The sequence below is a fragment of the Pseudomonas sp. FG6 genome, assembly GCF_057809015.1.
In genome coordinates, this window is record NZ_JBMDJD010000012.1 from 55944 (window position 1) to 72792 (window position 16849).

Genomic DNA, 16849 nt, shown 5'->3' on the forward strand with positions numbered 1-16849 from the left:
CCCACAGAGGTTCATTGTTTGCATGCCATTGTTCCCACAGGAAAAGCAGATTCAGGTACTCCAGATTCGTGGTGGTACGGCCTCTCTTCCAAGCAATGCAGGCCTGAGCAAGCGCCACAATGCAACCAACCACCCCCGCGCCAGCAACGCCTCGCTCGCCAGGCACCGCGCCACGACCAGGCCGGGCAATTGGGTCAGGTCACCGCGCACGTCATGGCCCAGGGCGCGGCACTGCTCCAGCAGTTCGCTGTCGATTTCGCCGGTCACCACCAGCGTCGCAAACACCGGATCGCCACCCAGCCCAATGGGCGAGTCGAGCAACCCATCACCGCCGACGATGCGCTGGCGCTCGTGCCACAGCAACTGGCCGTCGCGGCGGATGTCCAGCCGTGACTGGAAGTGCCCGTGGTCGAAGCGCTCGCCGCTGGCCGGACGGCCGAGGGCAACCATGTCCCAGTAGAACAGACGCCCGTCGCCCAGCAGATCGATCTGGGTGCCGAGTTCGGCCTGGGCCGCGCTGAAGACGATGGTTTCCTGGGGCAGCCATTCCAAGGTCGCGCCAGGGGCCACGCTCAGGGTCAGTTGTTGGTACGCAGGTGCCGTGGCGCGATACCACTTGGCTGCGCCGGGGTTGGTCAGTTGTGTCCACGCGCCGGGGCCGACGTGGGCCGCGATGTCCAACCGGTCGCCACCGGCAATCCCGCCGGGTGGGTGGACGATGATGTGTTGGCACACTTGCGGGCCTTCGGCGTACAAGTGCTTCTGCACCCGCAGCGGGCCCTTGTGGCGGCGCTGGACCGGGCGCGTGCAGTCGCCGAAGCGGGCATAGCCCAAGTCCAGCTCGGCGTGCCAGCTGGGGGTGAACAAGGCGGATGGCGATACAGGTAGATTCATGATTTTCTGAATGTCGTCCGGACGCTAGAGACTAGATCGTAACCAGCCCGCGCACACCCTCGGCCTCCATGTTTTCTCCGCGCCCCTGCTGCACTATTTCGCCCCGGGACATCACCAGGTATTGATCGGCCAGTTCGGCGGCGAAGTCGTAGAACTGTTCCACCAGCAAAATCGCCATGTCGCCCCGGGCCGCGAGCTTCTTGATGACCGCGCCGATCTCCTTGATCACCGACGGCTGAATGCCTTCGGTGGGCTCGTCGAGGATCAGCAGGCGCGGACGGCTGGCGAGGGCCCGGCCGATGGCGAGCTGCTGTTGCTGGCCGCCGGACAGGTCTCCGCCACGGCGCTGTTTCATTTGCAGCAGTACCGGGAACAATTCGTAGATGAACGCCGGCACTTCCTTGGCTTCGGCGCCGGGAAAACGCGACAGGCCCATCAGCAGGTTTTCTTCCACCGTCAGCCGTCCGAAAATCTCGCGGCCCTGGGGCACGTAGGCGATGCCGGCGTGCACCCGCTGGTGCGGCTTGAGCGCGGTGATGGCCTTGCCTTCCCAGTTCACCGCGCCTTCCTTGGCCGGTAACAGGCCCATCAGGCATTTGAGCAGCGTGGTCTTGCCCACGCCGTTGCGACCCAGCAGGCACGTCACCTCGCCGACCTTGGCGTCGAACGACAGGCCCCGCAGGATGTGGCTGCCGCCGTAGTATTGGTGCAGTTTGTCGACTTGCAACATGTCTTGAATTCCCCTCAAGTCACCTGTGGGAGCAATCGGTTTCTGTGGGAGCAAAGCTTGCTCGCGATAGCTGCGCCTCGGTCCATCAGAAAGACCGCGTTATCGTTCATCGCGAGCAAGCTTTGCTCCCACAGGTTCGCTCCCACATAAAAGCCAGCCTCTATCGCCTCAGCGACCGAGGTACACCTCGATCACCCGCTCATTGTCTTGCACCTGTTCCAGCGATCCCTCGGCCAGCACGCTGCCTTGGTGCAGCACGGTGACGTGGTCGGCGATCGAGCCGACGAAGCCCATGTCGTGTTCCACCACCATCAGCGAGTGCTTGCCCGCCAGGGACTTGAACAGCTCGGCGGTGAACTCGGTCTCGGCGTCGGTCATGCCCGCCACCGGTTCGTCGAGCAACAGCAGCTGCGGGTCCTGCACCAGCAGCATGCCGATCTCCAGGAACTGCTTCTGCCCGTGGGACAGCAACCCGGCGGTGCGGTTGACCGAGGTGGTGAGGCGGATCGTCTCGAGTACTTCGTTGATACGCTCGTGCTGCTCGCCAGAAAGTTTCGCCCGCAGGCTGGCCCACACCGATTTGTCGGTCTTGAGCGCCAATTCCAGGTTCTCGAACACACTCAAGGCTTCGAACACCGTGGGCTTCTGGAACTTGCGCCCGATGCCGGCCTGGGCGATTTCGACTTCGCTCATGCGGGTCAGGTCCAGGGTTTCGCCGAACCAGGCCTTGCCGTGGCTGGGACGGGTCTTGCCGGTGATCACGTCCATCAGCGTGGTCTTGCCCGCGCCGTTGGGGCCGATGATGCAGCGCAACTCGCCGACGCCGATGTACAGGTTCAAATCGTTCAAGGCCTTGAAGCCGTCGAAACTGACGCTGATGTCTTCCAGGGTCAGGATGGTGCCGTGGCGGGTGTTGAGGCCCTCGCCGCTCGCCTGGCCGAGGCCGATGGCGTCGCGGCTGCTGCCGGCGTCCTTGTTGGGGTCCGGCGGATAGAAAGCGGGTTCGAGCATGAATTCGGCACTCGCTGTGATTCTCATTGCTCACCTCTTTTCTTCAGCAGACCGATCACGCCCTTGGGCAGATACAGGGTCACGACGATGAACAGCGCACCAAGGAAAAACAGCCAGTACTCAGGAAACGCCACGGTGAACCAGCTCTTCATGCCATTGACGACACCGGCGCCCAGCAGCGGTCCGATCAGTGTGCCGCGCCCGCCGAGGGCGACCCACACGGCAGCCTCGATGGAGTTGGTCGGCGACATTTCGCTGGGGTTGATGATGCCCACCTGCGGCACGTACAAGGCCCCGGCCAGGCCGCACAACACTGCGCTCAACACCCAGACGAACAGCTTGAAGCCGCGGGGATCGTAGCCGCAGAACATCAGGCGGTTTTCCGCGTCGCGCAGGGCGGTCAGTACCCGACCGAACTTGCTGCGGGCCAGGCGCCAGCCGATGAACAGGCTCGCCACCAGCAACAACACCGTGGCAAAAAACAGCACCGCCCGGGTGCCCGGCTCAGTGATGCCAAAGCCCAGGATCGAACGAAAATTGGTGAAGCCGTTGTTGCCGCCAAACCCGGTTTCGTTGCGGAAAAACAGCAGCATCCCGGCGAAGGTCAGGGCCTGGGTCATGATCGAGAAATACACGCCCTTGATCCGCGAACGGAAGGCGAAGAAGCCGAACACCAGCGCCAGCAAGCCCGGCGCCAGCACCACCAGGCACATCGCCCAGAGGAAACTGTCGGTGCCGGCCCAGTACCAGGGCAACTCGGTCCACGACAGGAAGGTCATGAACGCCGGCAAGCCATCGCCGGCGGCCTGGCGCATCAGGTACATGCCCATGGCGTAGCCGCCCAGGGCGAAGAACAAACCGTGGCCGAGAGAGAGCAAGCCGGCATAACCCCAGACCAGGTCCAGCGCCAGGGCGACGATGGCGTAGCAGAGAATCTTGCCCACCAGGGTCAAGGTATACGCCGAGACGTGCAGCGGATTGTCCGCCGCCAACAGCGACAGCAACGGCAGGCTCAGCAGCACTGCCAGGATCACCGCGCCGACGGCAAGGGTGACTTTGGGGCCGGCCTTTTGCGTGGCCGTGAGCATCAGGGGCTGGTTCATCAGTCGATTACCCGTCCTTTGAGCGCGAAGAGACCTTGCGGACGCTTCTGGATGAACAGAATGATCAGCGCCAGGATCAGGATCTTGCCGAGCACGGCACCGATCTGCGGCTCGAGGATTTTGTTGGCGATGCCCAGGCCGAACGCGGCGAACACACTACCGGCCAACTGGCCGACGCCGCCGAGCACGACCACCAGGAACGAGTCGATGATGTAGCTCTGGCCCAGGTCCGGGCCGACGTTGCCGATCTGGCTCAGGGCCACGCCGCCGAGCCCGGCAATGCCCGAGCCGAGGCCGAAGGCGAGCATGTCCACGCGGCCGGTGGGTACGCCGCAGCAGGCGGCCATGTTGCGGTTCTGGGTCACGGCACGCACGTTCAGGCCCAGGCGCGTCTTGTTCAGCAGCAACCAGGTCAGCACCACCACGAACAGCGCGAAGGCGATGATCACGATGCGGTTGTACGGCAACACCAGGTTCGGTAGCACCTGGATCCCGCCCGAGAGCCAGGCCGGGTTGGCGACTTCGACGTTCTGCGCGCCGAACACCAGGCGCACCAGTTGGATCAGCATCAGGCTGATGCCCCAGGTGGCGAGCAGGGTTTCCAGCGGGCGCCCGTAGAGGTGGCGGATCACCGTGCGTTCCAGGGCCATGCCGATGGCGGCGGTGATGAAAAACGCCACCGGCAGGGCAATCAGCGGGTAGAACTCGATGGCGTTCGGCGCGAAACGCTGGAACAACAGCTGCACCACGTAGGTGGAGTAGGCACCCAACATGAGCATTTCGCCGTGGGCCATGTTGATCACCCCCAGCAGGCCGAAGGTGATGGCCAGGCCGAGGGCGGCGAGCAGCAGGATCGAGCCCAGGGACATGCCGCTGAAGGCCTGACCCAATAGCTCGCCGATCAAGAGTTTGCGCTTGACCTGGCCCAGACTGGTTTCAGCCGCGGTGCGCACGGCGGCATCGGTTTCGACGCCCGGTTCGAGCAAGCCTTCGAGACGGGTGCGGGCCAGCGGATCGCCGGTTTCCCCCAGCAGGCGGACGGCGGCCAGGCGCACGCTCGGATTGGCATCTACCAGTTGCAGGTTCGCCAGGGCCAGGCTGAGGGCGGCGTGTACGTCTTCGTCCTGTTCGCCGGCCAGTTGCCGATCGAGAAACGCCAGTTGGGCTGGGCGCGCGCTTTTTTGCAGTTGTTGCGCCGCGCCCAGGCGTACGCGGGCATCGACGGCGAGCAGTTGATGGCTGGCGAGGGCGGTTTCGATCAGCCCGCGCAAGCGGTTGTTCAGGCGCAGGGTCTTGGGCTGGCCGTCAATGCTCAACTGGCCCTGTTGCAGGGCGTTGATCAGTTCGACACGCCCAGGCTCCGGCTGCGCGGCCCAGGTTTCCAGGAGCTTGGCCTGCTGGGTCGGGTTGGCGGCGACGAAGTCTTCGGCGTCGCCGGCGTGGGCGCCTATCGGCAACAGCAGACAGGCAAGCAGAGCGAGCAAACGATAAGGGGACATGGCTACGTCCTGTAAGACTGCGACGGACCCTGTGGGAGCAAAGCTTGCTCGCGACAGCGGTGTGTCTGGAGGTTCGCTATCGCGAGCAAGCTTTGCTCCCACAGGATTAGGGGCATGTTCCCGAACTCAGTTGCTCTTCACCGCATAGTCAGGCTTCTTGTCGTTGCCGGCGATGAAGGGGCTCCACGGTTGCGCGCGGATCGGGCCTTCGGTCTGCCAGACCACGTTGAACTGACCGTCGGCCTGGATCTCGCCGATCATCACCGGCTTGTGCAGGTGATGGTTGGTCTTGTCCATGGTCAGGGTGTAGCCCGACGGTGCGGCGAAGGTCTGGCCGGCCAGGGCTTCGCGGACTTTGTCGACGTCGGTGGACTTGGCTTTCTCGACGGCTTGCGCCCACATGTGGATGCCGACGTAGGTGGCCTCCATCGGGTCGTTGGTCACTGCTTTGTCGGCACCCGGCAGGTTCTTGGCCTTGGCGTACGCCTTCCAGGAGTCGACGAACTTCTTGTTCGCCGGGTTATCCACGGATTCGAAGTAGTTCCACGCCGCCAGGTTGCCTACCAGCGGTTTGGTGTCGATGCCGCGCAGTTCTTCTTCGCCCACCGAGAACGCCACGACCGGTACGTCGGTGGCTTTCAGGCCCTGGTTCGCCAGTTCCTTGTAGAACGGCACGTTGGAATCGCCGTTCACGGTGGAGATGACCGCCGTCTTGCCGCCGGCCGAGAACTTCTTGATGTTGGCGACGATGGTCTGGTAGTCGCTGTGGCCGAATGGGGTGTAGACCTCTTCGATGTCCTTGTCCGCTACCCCTTTGGAATGCAGGAAAGAACGCAGGATCTTGTTGGTGGTGCGCGGGTAGACGTAGTCGGTGCCCAACAGGAAGTAACGCTTGGCGCTGCCGCCTTCTTCGCTCATCAGGTATTCCACCGCCGGAATCGCCTGCTGGTTCGGCGCCGCGCCGGTGTAGAACACGTTCGGCGACATCTCTTCGCCTTCGTATTGCACGGGGTAGAACAGCAGGCCATTGAGTTCTTCGAATACCGGCAGCACCGATTTGCGTGACACCGACGTCCAGCAGCCGAACACCACGGCGACCTTGTCCTGGGTCAGCAACTGCCGGCCCTTTTCGGCGAACAGCGGCCAGTTCGAGGCCGGGTCCACGACCACCGCTTCAAGCTTCTTGCCGTTGACCCCACCCTTGGCGTTGATCTCATCAATGGTCATCAGCGCCATGTCCTTGAGGGACGTCTCGGAGATCGCCATGGTGCCGGACAGCGAATGCAGGATGCCGACCTTGATGGTCTCGGCGGCCTGGACGGTCCAGGCCATGCCCATCGCGGCAATGCTTGCCGAGAGTGTAAAAGCCTTGATCAAGCTACGACGCTTCATTGTGCGATCTCCGTGGTCTTTTGAATTTTTTTGAGGGCAGATGCAAACGCTGAAGGCGCTTTTGCAAGGGGTGTGCCCGGTTGGAGGAAGGCTTGGAAATGCGGGGTTGGCGTGGGAGGCGTGCGAGTGGGTGCACCATGAGTGAACGCGTTGCCGGGGCTGGTGCGAAGAGGTGCGCCACATTGGAGCGTAGGATTACCGCCCCCCCTGTGGGAGCGAGCCTGCTCGCGATAGCGGTAGATCAGTTGCATTTAAGCTGGCTGACACTCCGCTATCGCGAGCAGGCTCGCTCCCACAGGAATTGTGGTTCCCACAAGGATTGTGTTTGTGGTTTGGAAAGCGGGCGCGATTGTAGAGGTTTCGCGCCGCCGTCCGTTAACGCGCTTCTTCAACTTGAAGATGAAGCCGCCTCAGCCCGGCGATTGAAACGGGCGACGAGCCAGTCCAACAACCACACCGCCACCAGCGAAAGCCCCACCAACGGAAACACCACCGCCAGGGCCAGCATGATGAACACGCCGGTCTTCCATGTCGGCAAGTCGTGGCGCAGTGGCGGCACGCCGAACCTGCCCTGGGGCCGGCGTTTCCACCAGATCACCACGCCACTCACGGCACTGAGCAGGATCATCAGGCAAATCAGCAGCACGATGATCTGGTTCAGCGGGCCGAACATCTTGCCTTCGTGCAGCATCACCCCGGTTTCGGTGGCACGGGCCACGACGCCGTAGTGCTCCCAGCGCACATCGGCCAGGACCTTGCCGGTGTACTGGTCCACGTGCAGGGTGGCGTCGTTGCGCGGGTCGTCGGCGAACACGGCGATGGTGAACACACCGCTGGAAGTGGTCGGCAGGGTGATGCTGTAGCCGGGCGTGACCTGGCGTTCAGTGGCGATGTCCTGCACCGCTTGCAGGCTGATGGTCGGGGCGGCGGGGCCTTCGTGCATGCCGCCGTGGCCCATGTGCTCGGCATGGTCGCCGGACATCGGCATCGGCGTATTTTCCACGGCCCACGGCACCGTCTGACGATGGGCGTTGTTGAGGCTGCCGGCCTCGACGTCGGACTTGGGCACGTCATTCCACATCGCTGCCGGGAAGCGGTTCCAGAGGTTGGCGTATTGCTTGCCCCAGAAACCGGTCCAGGTCATGCCGCTGAGCAGCATCACCAGCAGGAACGCTGCGCCCCAGAAGCCAACGACCACGTGCAGGTCACGCCAGAACAGCCGACCGCGCGCATTCCAACGTGGCCACAGCACGCCGGCCGACGATTGCCCGCGCGGCCACCACAGGTAGAGGCCTGAGACCACCAGCACCACGCCCCAGCCTGCGGCCATTTCCACCAGCCGGTCACCGACGGTGCCGATCAGCAGCTCACCGTGGATGGCCCGGGCCATGGCTTGCAGGTTGTTCTTCGCATCCTGCTCGCCGAGAACATCACCGTGGTACGGATCGATGAACACATTCAGTTCCCGGCCCTTGTCGATCACCACGAATTGCGCACTGCGCTCGGCGTTGACCGGTGGCAGGTACTGTTTGACCTGGCCTTCGGGGTAGGCCTGGCGGACCTGCTTGAGCAGGTCGTCGGCCGCCAGGGTGTGATGGCCGGCCGGTACGTTCAGCAGGCTGCCGTACATCAGTGGATCGAGTTGCGGCTTGAACAGGTAGATGATCCCGGTCAGGGCCAGCATCACCATGAACGGCGCCACGAACAGCCCGGCATAAAAATGCCAGCGCCAGGCAAGGTTGTAGAAGTTGGGTTTCGGTTGGCTCATTGAAAAGCGCTCCGCAGGGCAAATTGGGTTGTTATGTTTTTTGCGGTTGCGCGGCAACCGACAGATGAGGCATGGATAAACACCGGTCCCGTGGCGAGGGAGCTTGCTCCCGCTCGGTTGCGTAGCAACCGCAAAAAGCTGGGGACTGCTGCGCAGTCCAGCGGGAGCAAGCTCCCTCGCCACAGGGTGGGGTGTCAGGGCTGGTCAGTGTTGTCAGAAACTCATATCCACCTTGGTCCAGAGCGTGCGCCCCGGTTCGTTGATGGCTTGTGGGTCGTTCGCCGGGTAGCCGAATCCGGCGTTGCCGGCCAGGTTCAAGTGCTCGGCGTAGGCTTTGCCGAACAGGTTGTCGACGCCGCTGCTGACCTTCCAGTGCTGGTTGATGCGATAGGCGCCGTTGAGGGAGAACACACCGAAGCCCGAGCTCTTGCCGTAGTCCTTGCCGACCACGTTGCCCTTGTTTTCATCGACCCGGTTCTGTGCCGCGACCACGCGCCACAATGCGCCGGCGCTCCAGCGGTCTTCGCTGTAGGTCAGGCCCAGGCGTGCGTCCAGCGGCGGCATTTGCGCCAGGGCGCTGCCGTCGCTGCTGTTCTTGCCCCAGGCGTAGGCCAGGGTGGCGTCGGCTTTCCAGCGCTCGCTCAGCTTGTAGGCGGCACCCAATTCACCACCCATGATCCGCGCATCGATGTTCTCGGCCCGGGAGGTGGTGCCCATCATCCCGGGGGTGTAGTCGAACAGAATGTAGTCGCGCACCTGCCCGACATAGCCCGAGGCCCAGGCTTCGAGGGTTTCGGTCTTGTACTGCAGGCCGAAGTCGAGCTGGGTGGTTTTCTCCGGCTTGATCGCGTCGAAGGCATTCAGTGAACCGCTGGGGCCGACGTTCGCCGAGAACAGTTCCCAGTAGTCCGGGAAGCGTTGCGCGTGGCCCACGCCGGCATAGAGGGTTGTAGGGCTGTCGTCCAGGTCGTGTTCGTAGCGGACGAAACCGCTGGGCAGCGTGTCGGCACGGGTGTCATCGGCGGTGGGGTTGGGGCGCGCCGACATGCCGGAACCGATGCTCTGGCGGTAGTCCTTGGCCGAGGCACGGTCGAGCCGGGCGCCGGTGATTACCCTGTCGCGGTCGGCGGCGTACCAGGTCAACTCGCCGAACACCCCGTAATTATGGAAGTCGGCGTCCTTGGTGTACGGCAGCTCCTTATAGGTGTCCACGCCCATGCTGCTGCGTTGGCGATGTTCGTTGGTCTGGGCGTCCAGGCCGCTGATCAGTTGCACATCGGCCCAGCGCCAGGTGGCCTTGATACGGGCGCCGAGGGTGCGGCGGTCGACGTTGGAGGCCATGGGCCCGGCCATCATCCCGGTGCCGGAGGGTGTGCGCAGCGTGTAGTTGTCCATCACGTGGTCGGCGTAGTTGTAGTAGACCTGGGCCTCGATCTTGTCCAGCACCTCGCCGATGTTCGAGCGCTCGAAACGCAGCCCGAGGCTTTCGCGCTTGAACTGCGAGCCGTCCATGCCACGCCCGGCGTAGCGTGCTTCACCGTCGCCCTTGCCGGCCGTCAACTCCAGCAGGGTATCGGCGTCCGGCGTCCAGCCGAGGGTGACGTCGCCATTCCATTTGTCATAGCGCGACGGCACGGTGTCGTTGTTGCCATCGCGGTAATCGTCCGAATGCGCCGTGTTGCCGATCACCCGTACATAACCCAGCGGCCCGCCAGCGGCGGCATCCACCACTTTGTCGAAACGGCCGTTGGAGCCGGCCAGCACGCTGGCATTGACCCGGGTGCCGAGTTCGCCGAACTGTTCCGGCTCGCGCTCGAACAGCACGGTCCCGGCCGATGCGCCGGGGCCCCAGAGCACGGTTTGCGGGCCTTTGATCACCGTGAGCTTGTCGTAGGTTTCCGGCGATATGTAGGACGTCGGTGCGTCCATCCGGCCTGGGCAAGCACCCAGCAGCATGCTGCCGTTGGTGAGGATGTTCAGCCGCGAGCCGAACATGCCGCGCAGCACCGGGTCGCCGTTGGTGCCGCCGTTGCGCACTAGGGCGAAGCCCGGAATGGTCTTGAGGTAGTCGCCGCCGTCACTGGCCGGCACCGGTTGGCGCGGATCCTTGGGGTTGGTGACGACGGTCAGGGGCGAGCTGGGGGCGATGGCGGTGATGACCGTCGGGCTCAGTTCTTCGACCTGATTGTCGTGATGGTCGTGCTCATCGGCGAGTACGAGTGGGGTGAGCAGCAGGCCGCACAGGGCGGCGATGGTTTGGCGCAAACGAACCCGTGGCTCGTTCAGGGGGCAGCGAACCTGGGCAGAGCCCAACGCGATGCCAGCAGAAAACCTGGACATGATGATTCCATCGAACAGACGTAGACGACACGGTCGGGCGGCCTGAAGCCGTCTTATGCGACCGGGGTGAGTAAGTGTCGGGCTTACGCGTCGAAGGGCGGTGCGCGGGTCCGGGCACCCGGGAAGAACGCTGGCCGGGCATGGCCCAGGCGTGGGGAAGGGCTGGTGTAGGTGTTGGCGTGAGGTGTGTCGAAAACGGCAAACGTGTGACCGCCGGGCAGTGCGGGGCAATTGAACAGCAGGCTGCAATAGCCGCACTTTTCCCACAACGCATGGTGCTCGCCCTGGGGCGGGCAGTGCTCGGCTGCCGGCGCTTCGTGCGCCGTCATGTCCATGCTCATGTCCATGTTCATCGACATGTCCATGGACATGGACGAAGACATGCGCTGATCCATCGGCATCGACTGAGAAATCAGCGGACCGATAAAGATCATCAGCATGGCGAACAGGCTGATCCAGCTGCCGCGGGTCAGGCTCATGGGCTGACGGCGGTGCGTGGACAGACTGGCGCGACGAGGTTGCACGGGCGGCTACGTCTACTGGGCGTGCATGTGTGTCTTGGTGCCGTCGGGTGCTTTTTTCTGCACCGCGACATCAACCGTGACATCCCCGGCTTTTTCGAAATGCAGCGTCATGGAAAAGCGTTTGCCGTCGCTGAGCAGGCTGCGGTCCTTCAGGTCCAGCAGCATCACGTGATAGGCCATCGGCGCGAAGGTGACGGTCGCACCGGGGGCGATATCGACGACGGGTACCGGCTGCATTTTCATCAGGTCGTTTTGCATCACATGCTCATGCAGCTCGGCCTTGCCGGCGATGGGCGAGTCGACGCTGAGCAGCTTGTCGCCGGTCGTGCCGCTGTTGTGGATCACGAAATACGCAGCCACGGTTGGTGCATTGGGCGGCAACTCCTGGGACCACGGATGGGCGATCTCAAGCTCTCCCACTTTGTACTGGTGAGCTTGGGCGAAGCCGACGGGAAGCAATAGGGCAGCCAGCAGGATAAGTCTGTTCAACATGGCAATTCTCCGGAACGATTCAGGGTGCAGTTCATGCGGGAAGAATCAGGCCAGAGGTGAGGCTCGGGGGTTGAGACTGGGCCATTGCTGGCGTGGCGTGGGGCTGTCGAGCTTCGAATGGACGGCCCCGCGATGGGCCAGCTGTGCATCCAGATACAACTGCGGGACATGCCCGGCGATCGCCACCAGCGGCGCGGAGCCTGAGCAGCACCAGCAATGCTGCATCGTCGAGTGATTGTCTTTCTGCTGTGTGTCCTGTTCGAACTTGCCCAGGGACACCGCGACCATTTTCATGCCGCTGGAGGAACAGAAACTGCCCCACAGCATTTGCTCGGCCGGTGCTTTCGCCATCGCGTCAGCGCTGCCGGAAAGCGGCATGGCAAGCATGTTGAACAGCACTGCGAAGCAGGCGATCCAGGCAAATGCAAGCCGTTGTCGGGACATGGGGCAATCCGCTTGATGGGCGATCAGGTGGCGGTATTTAGCCTGATCGGGGGTGAGAAGTAAAAAGGCCACGTGCGGTGTAGGGTCGCAGGGCTGGTGTTAACAGTAGCAACAGATCTTCAAGTGGGCGCCCAGTATTCCATCACCTTCATGTTCTTCGAAACAGGCAACCAGCCTGAGTCGAAGCGCCGGAGTTTTTCGAACATGGCTGTGGGGATGTCATCCTCGATCTGAAGGGCACGTGAGATCTTTGTGGCGAGGGAGCAAGCTCCCTCGCCACAGGGCTCAGATGGCATTGAAGAGATTGCGAAGGATCATTCTCGCCGTCTCCTGCTCTCCGTTCAAAAGCAGAGTGACTGCTTCATCCAGCAGGATTTTGGCGAATTCAGGATCACACCTGACGCGTTCGATGATCGTGTGCTTATAGCTTCGTGTGAAAGGCATAGCATTACCTTTGAAAAACTAATGATTGAGCACTCATTGTGGCGAGGGGATTTATCCCCGCTGGGCTGCGCAGCAGCCCCAAGAGCAGTGAATGCAGTCCGCCAGACAAAACTATGAGCTTATGTTTTGGGACTGCTTCGCAGTCCAGCGGGGATAAATCCCCTCGCCACAGAGGTGGGTTTGACCAATCGATTTTGATCAAACCCAACGTCCTGTCGCTTATCTCGGGTCGACCACATCCAGTGCCCGATTCGCCAACAATTGGCCCAGCTCAATCATCTGCTGGACTCCTTGCGCGATATGTCGTCGCGAGCCCTCCAGATCGAATGCCAGGTCGCTGACCATCGCGTTGGCCGACGCCAGGGTTTCGCTGAGGTTGGCGAGCAGGCATTCGGCGTCGATGTTAGGTGCGATGACGAAAATCGTATCTAGCCTGTCGGATGGTTCTTTGTCGGCTGACGGTTTGAGGTAATAGTCCAAGGCGCGGGTAGCCGCGTCGTCGAGTTTTTTGGTATTGGCCGACTGGCTGCGGGATACGTGATCGTCTGAGGTAGGGGGATTCGGCGTGTTTTTGAACATTGCTGGAAACTCCATGTTATGGAGCCGCAACGGTTTCGCGACTAAACGAAGGGTGGCGGCTGTACGCAGGTTAGTCGACCGGGGAGTCCAGCATTACCGGCGCGCCCGAAGGCGCCCTGCGCACAACCACCATCAAGTGCAGGGATGAAATACCTGACTGACGAAGCTTGTGAACCCGCTGAAAACCTCGGGCGACTAAACCCGATCACTGAAGGGCAGTGACGGGAATCAAGTTACCGAGGGCCTCCAAGGCGCACAAGCCGGCGGATTCTGGCGTAGTTGTAGGCAGCGACGCAAGGTGATGTAGCCTGCTGACGTAGTTCTGACAGAACAGGCTTGTAGGACGGTGCAGTTTTCTGTCAGATCAACTGCCGCAGCCCCTGCAACACCTCATCCACCGTCCCAAACTCCCGATCCACCCCCGTCAGCACCGGACGCTTCAACACCAACACCGGCACCCCCCGCTCCCGCGCCACGTCCAGCTTTGGCTCAGTCGCCGTACTGCCGCTGTTCTTGCTGACCAGCACATCAATCCGCCGCCGTTCGAACAGTTCGCGCTCGCCCTTAAGGTGAAACGGCCCACGGGCCCCAATCACTTCGCATCGCTCATTACCGGGGTAAACGTCCAGGGCACGCAGGGTCCAGAATTGCTCTGGCGGGATTTCGTGCAGGTGTTGCAGTGGTTCGCGACCGAGGGTGAACAAGGGGCGGTGGAAGGGTTTCAGGGCTTGGATCAGGTCGGGCCAATCGGCCACTTCGCGCCAGTCATCGCCGGCCTGGGGTTGCCATGCCGGACGGCGCAGGGCCCAGCAGGGAATGCCGCAGGCACGGGCGGCGTGGGCGGCGTTGTGGCTGATTTGCGCGGCGTAGGGGTGGGTCGCGTCCAGCAGCAGGTCGATGCCTTGCTCGCGGATGAATTGTGCCAATCCCTCGGCGCCGCCGTAGCCGCCGACGCGCACCTGGCAGGTCAGGTCGGTGGGGACGCGACCGATGCCGGCCAGGCTGTAGATGTGCTGTGGCCCGAGCGTGCGGGCGATGGCCAGGGCTTCGGTGGTGCCACCAAGTAGCAGGATGCGTTTCATTTCAAGGCTCTTCATGGCAAGGCTTCGGCGTGGCCGACGATTCCGCCCTGGCGGTCGATGGCGAAGACTTCGACCTGGACCTGGGTTGGTACGATGCTACGAGCAAAGGCCAGGGCGTGTGCGCACACCGCGTCGCCGAGGGCGATGCCGGCGGCGCTGGCCATGGACAGGGCTTGCTGGCTGGTGTTGGCGTTGCGGATGTCATCCTGCAACGCTTGATCGGCACCGATAGCAGCCGCCCATTGGGCCAGTTGCGGCAGGTCGATGCTCGAATGTCGACTGTGCAGGTCCATATGGCCGGCGGCGAGTTTGCTGATCTTGCCAAAGCCGCCGCAGAGGCTGAGTTTTTCCACCGGCACCTTGCGCAGGTGCTTGAGCACCGCGCCAACGAAGTCGCCCATTTCGATCAGGGCGATTTCCGGCAGGTTGTAGACCCGGCGCATGGTGTCTTCGCTGGCGTTGCCGGTGCACGCGGCGATGTGCAGGTAGCCGTTGGTTTTTGCCACGTCGATGCCCTGGTGGATCGAGGCGATGTAGGCCGCGCAGGAGAACGGCCGGACGATGCCGCTGGTGCCGAGGATCGACAGGCCGCCGAGGATGCCCAGCCGCGGGTTCATGGTTTTCAGCGCCAGGGCTTCGCCGTCTTCGACGTTGACCGTGACTTCGAAACCACCGGTATAAGCGCACTCCTCGGCCAGGCGGGCCAAGTGGTCGTTGATCATCTGGCGCGGCACCGGGTTGATCGCCGGTTCGCCGACGGCCAGCACCAATCCCGGACGTGTCACCGTGCCGACGCCGCGACCAGCGACGAAACGTACACCGGGCTCGGCGATCAAGCGCACCTGGGAAAACAACAGGGCGCCGTGGGTCACGTCCGGATCATCGCCGGCGTCCTTGATCGTTCCGGCTTCGGCGCCTTGTTCGGTCAGCCGACAGAACTCCAGGCGCATCTGCACCTGCTTGCCCTTGGGCAGTACGATTTCCACGGCATCGGCTTCGGTGCCGCGCAGCAGTAATCGAGCCGCCGCCAGGCTGGTAGCCGTGGCGCAACTGCCGGTGGTCAGGCCGCTGCGCAAGGGGGCGGGTTGTTCGGCGGTTTCGTCACGCATCGAGCGGTTTGACCAGGTCGAGCAAGGTAATTGGCAGGGCCTGGCGCCAAGTGTCGAACTCGCCCAAGGGCTGGGCCTGGGCGATGTGGATGCGGGTCAGTTCACCGCCGTGACGTTCGCGCCAGTGCATCAGGGTCATTTCGCTTTGCAGGGTCACGGCATTGGCGACCAGCCGACCGCCGGGTTTGAGTTGGGCCCAGCAGGCGTCGAGCACGCCTTCGCGGGTGACGCCGCCGCCGATGAATACCGCGTCTGGCCGCTCCAGGCCCTCCAGCGCCAGCGGGGCGCTGCCGCGAATCAGTTGCAGGCCGGGCACGCCGAGGGTGTCGCGGTTGCGTTCGATCAAGCTTTGGCGGCCTTCGTCGGCTTCAATGGCCAGGGCCCGACAACTGGGATGGGTGCGCATCCATTCGATGCCGATGGAGCCGCTGCCGGCGCCGACATCCCAGAGCAGCTCGCCGGGGGTTGGGGCGAGGCGGGCGAGGGTGATGGCGCGCACGTCGCGCTTGGTTATCTGGCCGTCATGTTCGAATGCGTGGTCGGGCAACCCGGCCAGGCGCGACAGTTGCTGCGTTGAAGCGTCGGCGCGGCATTCGATGGCGATCAGGTTCAGGTCGGCGAGGGGCGGATCGGACCATTGTTGCGCGCTGCTGTCGATCCGCCGTTCTGCCTCGCCGCCCAAGTGTTCCAGTACGCTCATGGGACTGGGGCCGAACCCGCGCTCGCGCAATAGCGCTGCGACGGCGGTGGGGCTGTGACGGTCATTGCTCAGCAGCAACAGCCGGACGCCTGTGGATAAGTGGGCGTTGAGCGCCGCCAGGGGGCGTGCCACCAGTGACAGCGTGACCACGTCCTGCAGCGGCCAGCCCAGGCGTGCAGCGGCCAGCGAGCAGGAGGAGGGCGCAGGGATGACTTGCATCTGCTCGCCCGGCAACTGTTTCGCCAGGCTGGCGCCTACGCCGTAGAACATCGGATCGCCGCTGGCCAGTACGCACACAGGCTCGCCCTTGCGTGCCAGCAGCGGTTCGAGGGCGAACGGGCTGGGCCACAGTTCTCGCTGGCCGGCGATGCATTTGGGCAAGAGCGCCAGTTGCCGGTCGCTGCCCACGATGCGCGTCGCCCGCAGCAAGGCGTGCCGAGCCGTCCGGCCCAGGCCCTTGAAGCCGTCTTCGCCGATGCCCACTATGGTCAGCCAGGGGGTCATCTTTGTTCCTCGAATGAATGTGTTGGATCGTCGGGTCGCCATCATACCGTGCCCCGGAGGTTCAGACAGGCCACTATCGCGAGCAGGTTCGCTTCCACATTCGGATTGCTCCAGGTTTTGTATCCGCCAGGAGAACCTGTGGGAGCAAGCCCTGCTCGCGATAGCGGTGGCACGGTCAATATCACTCTCCAGACAATCCGACCGGCAAGCTTTTCATGACCCCAGGCAAAGCAG

15 protein-coding genes and 1 pseudogene are annotated in these 16849 nt (G+C 63.2%); all 16 read right to left on the minus strand.

Features of this window, described 5'->3' with window-relative positions:
• Positions 1 to 51: 51 nt before the first annotated feature.
• Entirely contained in the window at positions 52 to 894 is an 843-nt protein-coding gene (locus ACODSJ_RS10175) for an urease accessory protein UreD (protein WP_489101603.1), read from the minus strand.
• 31 nt (positions 895 to 925) lie between these two features.
• Positions 926 to 1624 (minus strand): urea ABC transporter ATP-binding subunit UrtE, encoded by a 699-nt coding sequence (gene urtE, locus ACODSJ_RS10180; RefSeq protein WP_489101604.1) that lies wholly within the window; start codon positions 1622 to 1624, stop codon positions 926 to 928.
• 168 nt (positions 1625 to 1792) lie between these two features.
• Positions 1793 to 2662: an urea ABC transporter ATP-binding protein UrtD gene (gene urtD / locus ACODSJ_RS10185; protein ID WP_489101605.1), complete on the minus strand. Its 870-nt coding sequence runs from the start codon at positions 2660 to 2662 to the stop codon at positions 1793 to 1795.
• Positions 2659 to 3738 (minus strand): urea ABC transporter permease subunit UrtC, encoded by a 1080-nt coding sequence (gene urtC / locus ACODSJ_RS10190; protein WP_046064374.1) that lies wholly within the window; start codon positions 3736 to 3738, stop codon positions 2659 to 2661. Before urtC ends, urtD begins: the two co-directional genes overlap by 4 nt.
• Positions 3738 to 5237 carry an urea ABC transporter permease subunit UrtB gene (gene urtB / locus ACODSJ_RS10195; RefSeq protein ID WP_489101606.1) on the minus strand — a complete coding sequence of 500 codons (1500 nt, stop codon included), beginning with the start codon at positions 5235 to 5237 and terminating at the stop codon, positions 3738 to 3740. The genes urtC and urtB overlap by 1 nt, the downstream gene beginning before the upstream one ends.
• A gap of 126 nt (positions 5238 to 5363) precedes the next feature.
• Positions 5364 to 6629 (minus strand): urea ABC transporter substrate-binding protein, encoded by a 1266-nt coding sequence (gene urtA, locus ACODSJ_RS10200; protein WP_025211599.1) that lies wholly within the window; start codon positions 6627 to 6629, stop codon positions 5364 to 5366.
• A gap of 388 nt (positions 6630 to 7017) precedes the next feature.
• The gene (locus ACODSJ_RS10205) at positions 7018 to 8397 is read right to left on the minus strand and encodes a PepSY-associated TM helix domain-containing protein (protein WP_489101607.1); all 1380 of its coding nucleotides are present in this window, start codon (positions 8395 to 8397) and stop codon (positions 7018 to 7020) included.
• Between the two features lie 213 nt (positions 8398 to 8610).
• Positions 8611 to 10737 carry a TonB-dependent copper receptor gene (locus ACODSJ_RS10210; RefSeq protein ID WP_489101608.1) on the minus strand — a complete coding sequence of 709 codons (2127 nt, stop codon included), beginning with the start codon at positions 10735 to 10737 and terminating at the stop codon, positions 8611 to 8613.
• An 83-nt stretch (positions 10738 to 10820) separates the two neighbouring features.
• Positions 10821 to 11216, minus strand: a complete 396-nt coding sequence (locus tag ACODSJ_RS10215; protein WP_489101672.1) for a DUF2946 domain-containing protein — start codon at positions 11214 to 11216, stop codon at positions 10821 to 10823.
• A gap of 57 nt (positions 11217 to 11273) precedes the next feature.
• The gene (locus ACODSJ_RS10220) at positions 11274 to 11753 is read right to left on the minus strand and encodes a copper chaperone PCu(A)C (protein ID WP_489101609.1); all 480 of its coding nucleotides are present in this window, start codon (positions 11751 to 11753) and stop codon (positions 11274 to 11276) included.
• Between the two features lie 45 nt (positions 11754 to 11798).
• Positions 11799 to 12197 carry a DUF2946 domain-containing protein gene (locus tag ACODSJ_RS10225; protein WP_489101610.1) on the minus strand — a complete coding sequence of 133 codons (399 nt, stop codon included), beginning with the start codon at positions 12195 to 12197 and terminating at the stop codon, positions 11799 to 11801.
• A 291-nt stretch (positions 12198 to 12488) separates the two neighbouring features.
• A pseudogene (locus tag ACODSJ_RS10230) lies at positions 12489 to 12641 on the minus strand (addiction module antidote protein); the annotation flags it as partial.
• A 219-nt stretch (positions 12642 to 12860) separates the two neighbouring features.
• Positions 12861 to 13220 carry a DUF6124 family protein gene (locus tag ACODSJ_RS10235; protein ID WP_489101611.1) on the minus strand — a complete coding sequence of 120 codons (360 nt, stop codon included), beginning with the start codon at positions 13218 to 13220 and terminating at the stop codon, positions 12861 to 12863.
• A gap of 359 nt (positions 13221 to 13579) precedes the next feature.
• On the minus strand, positions 13580 to 14302 hold the full coding sequence (locus ACODSJ_RS10240) for a cobalt-precorrin-6A reductase (RefSeq protein WP_489101612.1): 723 nt from the start codon (positions 14300 to 14302) through the stop codon (positions 13580 to 13582).
• Between the two features lie 11 nt (positions 14303 to 14313).
• The gene (locus ACODSJ_RS10245; protein ID WP_489101613.1) at positions 14314 to 15411 is read right to left on the minus strand and encodes a cobalt-precorrin-5B (C(1))-methyltransferase; all 1098 of its coding nucleotides are present in this window, start codon (positions 15409 to 15411) and stop codon (positions 14314 to 14316) included.
• The gene (gene cbiE, locus ACODSJ_RS10250; protein WP_489101614.1) at positions 15404 to 16615 is read right to left on the minus strand and encodes a precorrin-6y C5,15-methyltransferase (decarboxylating) subunit CbiE; all 1212 of its coding nucleotides are present in this window, start codon (positions 16613 to 16615) and stop codon (positions 15404 to 15406) included. The genes ACODSJ_RS10245 and cbiE overlap by 8 nt, the downstream gene beginning before the upstream one ends.
• Between the last annotated feature and the right edge of the window lie 234 nt (positions 16616 to 16849).

What these genes read in the sequence shown, in the direction of transcription:
- cbiE (WP_489101614.1), bottom strand. Translation starts at nt 16,615, where the DNA reads ATGACCCCCTGGCTGACCATAGTGGGCATCGGCGAAGACGGCTTCAAG.
- ACODSJ_RS10215 (WP_489101672.1), bottom strand. Translation starts at nt 11,216, where the DNA reads ATGAGCCTGACCCGCGGCAGCTGGATCAGCCTGTTCGCCATGCTGATG.
- ACODSJ_RS10235 (WP_489101611.1), bottom strand. Translation starts at nt 13,220, where the DNA reads ATGTTCAAAAACACGCCGAATCCCCCTACCTCAGACGATCACGTATCC.
- ACODSJ_RS10240 (WP_489101612.1), bottom strand. Translation starts at nt 14,302, where the DNA reads ATGAAACGCATCCTGCTACTTGGTGGCACCACCGAAGCCCTGGCCATC.
- urtE (WP_489101604.1), bottom strand. Translation starts at nt 1,624, where the DNA reads ATGTTGCAAGTCGACAAACTGCACCAATACTACGGCGGCAGCCACATC.
- ACODSJ_RS10225 (WP_489101610.1), bottom strand. Translation starts at nt 12,197, where the DNA reads ATGTCCCGACAACGGCTTGCATTTGCCTGGATCGCCTGCTTCGCAGTG.
- ACODSJ_RS10245 (WP_489101613.1), bottom strand. Translation starts at nt 15,411, where the DNA reads ATGCGTGACGAAACCGCCGAACAACCCGCCCCCTTGCGCAGCGGCCTG.
- urtD (WP_489101605.1), bottom strand. Translation starts at nt 2,662, where the DNA reads ATGAGAATCACAGCGAGTGCCGAATTCATGCTCGAACCCGCTTTCTAT.
- urtC (WP_046064374.1), bottom strand. Translation starts at nt 3,738, where the DNA reads ATGAACCAGCCCCTGATGCTCACGGCCACGCAAAAGGCCGGCCCCAAA.
- ACODSJ_RS10205 (WP_489101607.1), bottom strand. Translation starts at nt 8,397, where the DNA reads ATGAGCCAACCGAAACCCAACTTCTACAACCTTGCCTGGCGCTGGCAT.
- urtB (WP_489101606.1), bottom strand. Translation starts at nt 5,237, where the DNA reads ATGTCCCCTTATCGTTTGCTCGCTCTGCTTGCCTGTCTGCTGTTGCCG.
- urtA (WP_025211599.1), bottom strand. Translation starts at nt 6,629, where the DNA reads ATGAAGCGTCGTAGCTTGATCAAGGCTTTTACACTCTCGGCAAGCATT.
- ACODSJ_RS10210 (WP_489101608.1), bottom strand. Translation starts at nt 10,737, where the DNA reads ATGTCCAGGTTTTCTGCTGGCATCGCGTTGGGCTCTGCCCAGGTTCGC.
- ACODSJ_RS10220 (WP_489101609.1), bottom strand. Translation starts at nt 11,753, where the DNA reads ATGTTGAACAGACTTATCCTGCTGGCTGCCCTATTGCTTCCCGTCGGC.
- ACODSJ_RS10175 (WP_489101603.1), bottom strand. Translation starts at nt 894, where the DNA reads ATGAATCTACCTGTATCGCCATCCGCCTTGTTCACCCCCAGCTGGCAC.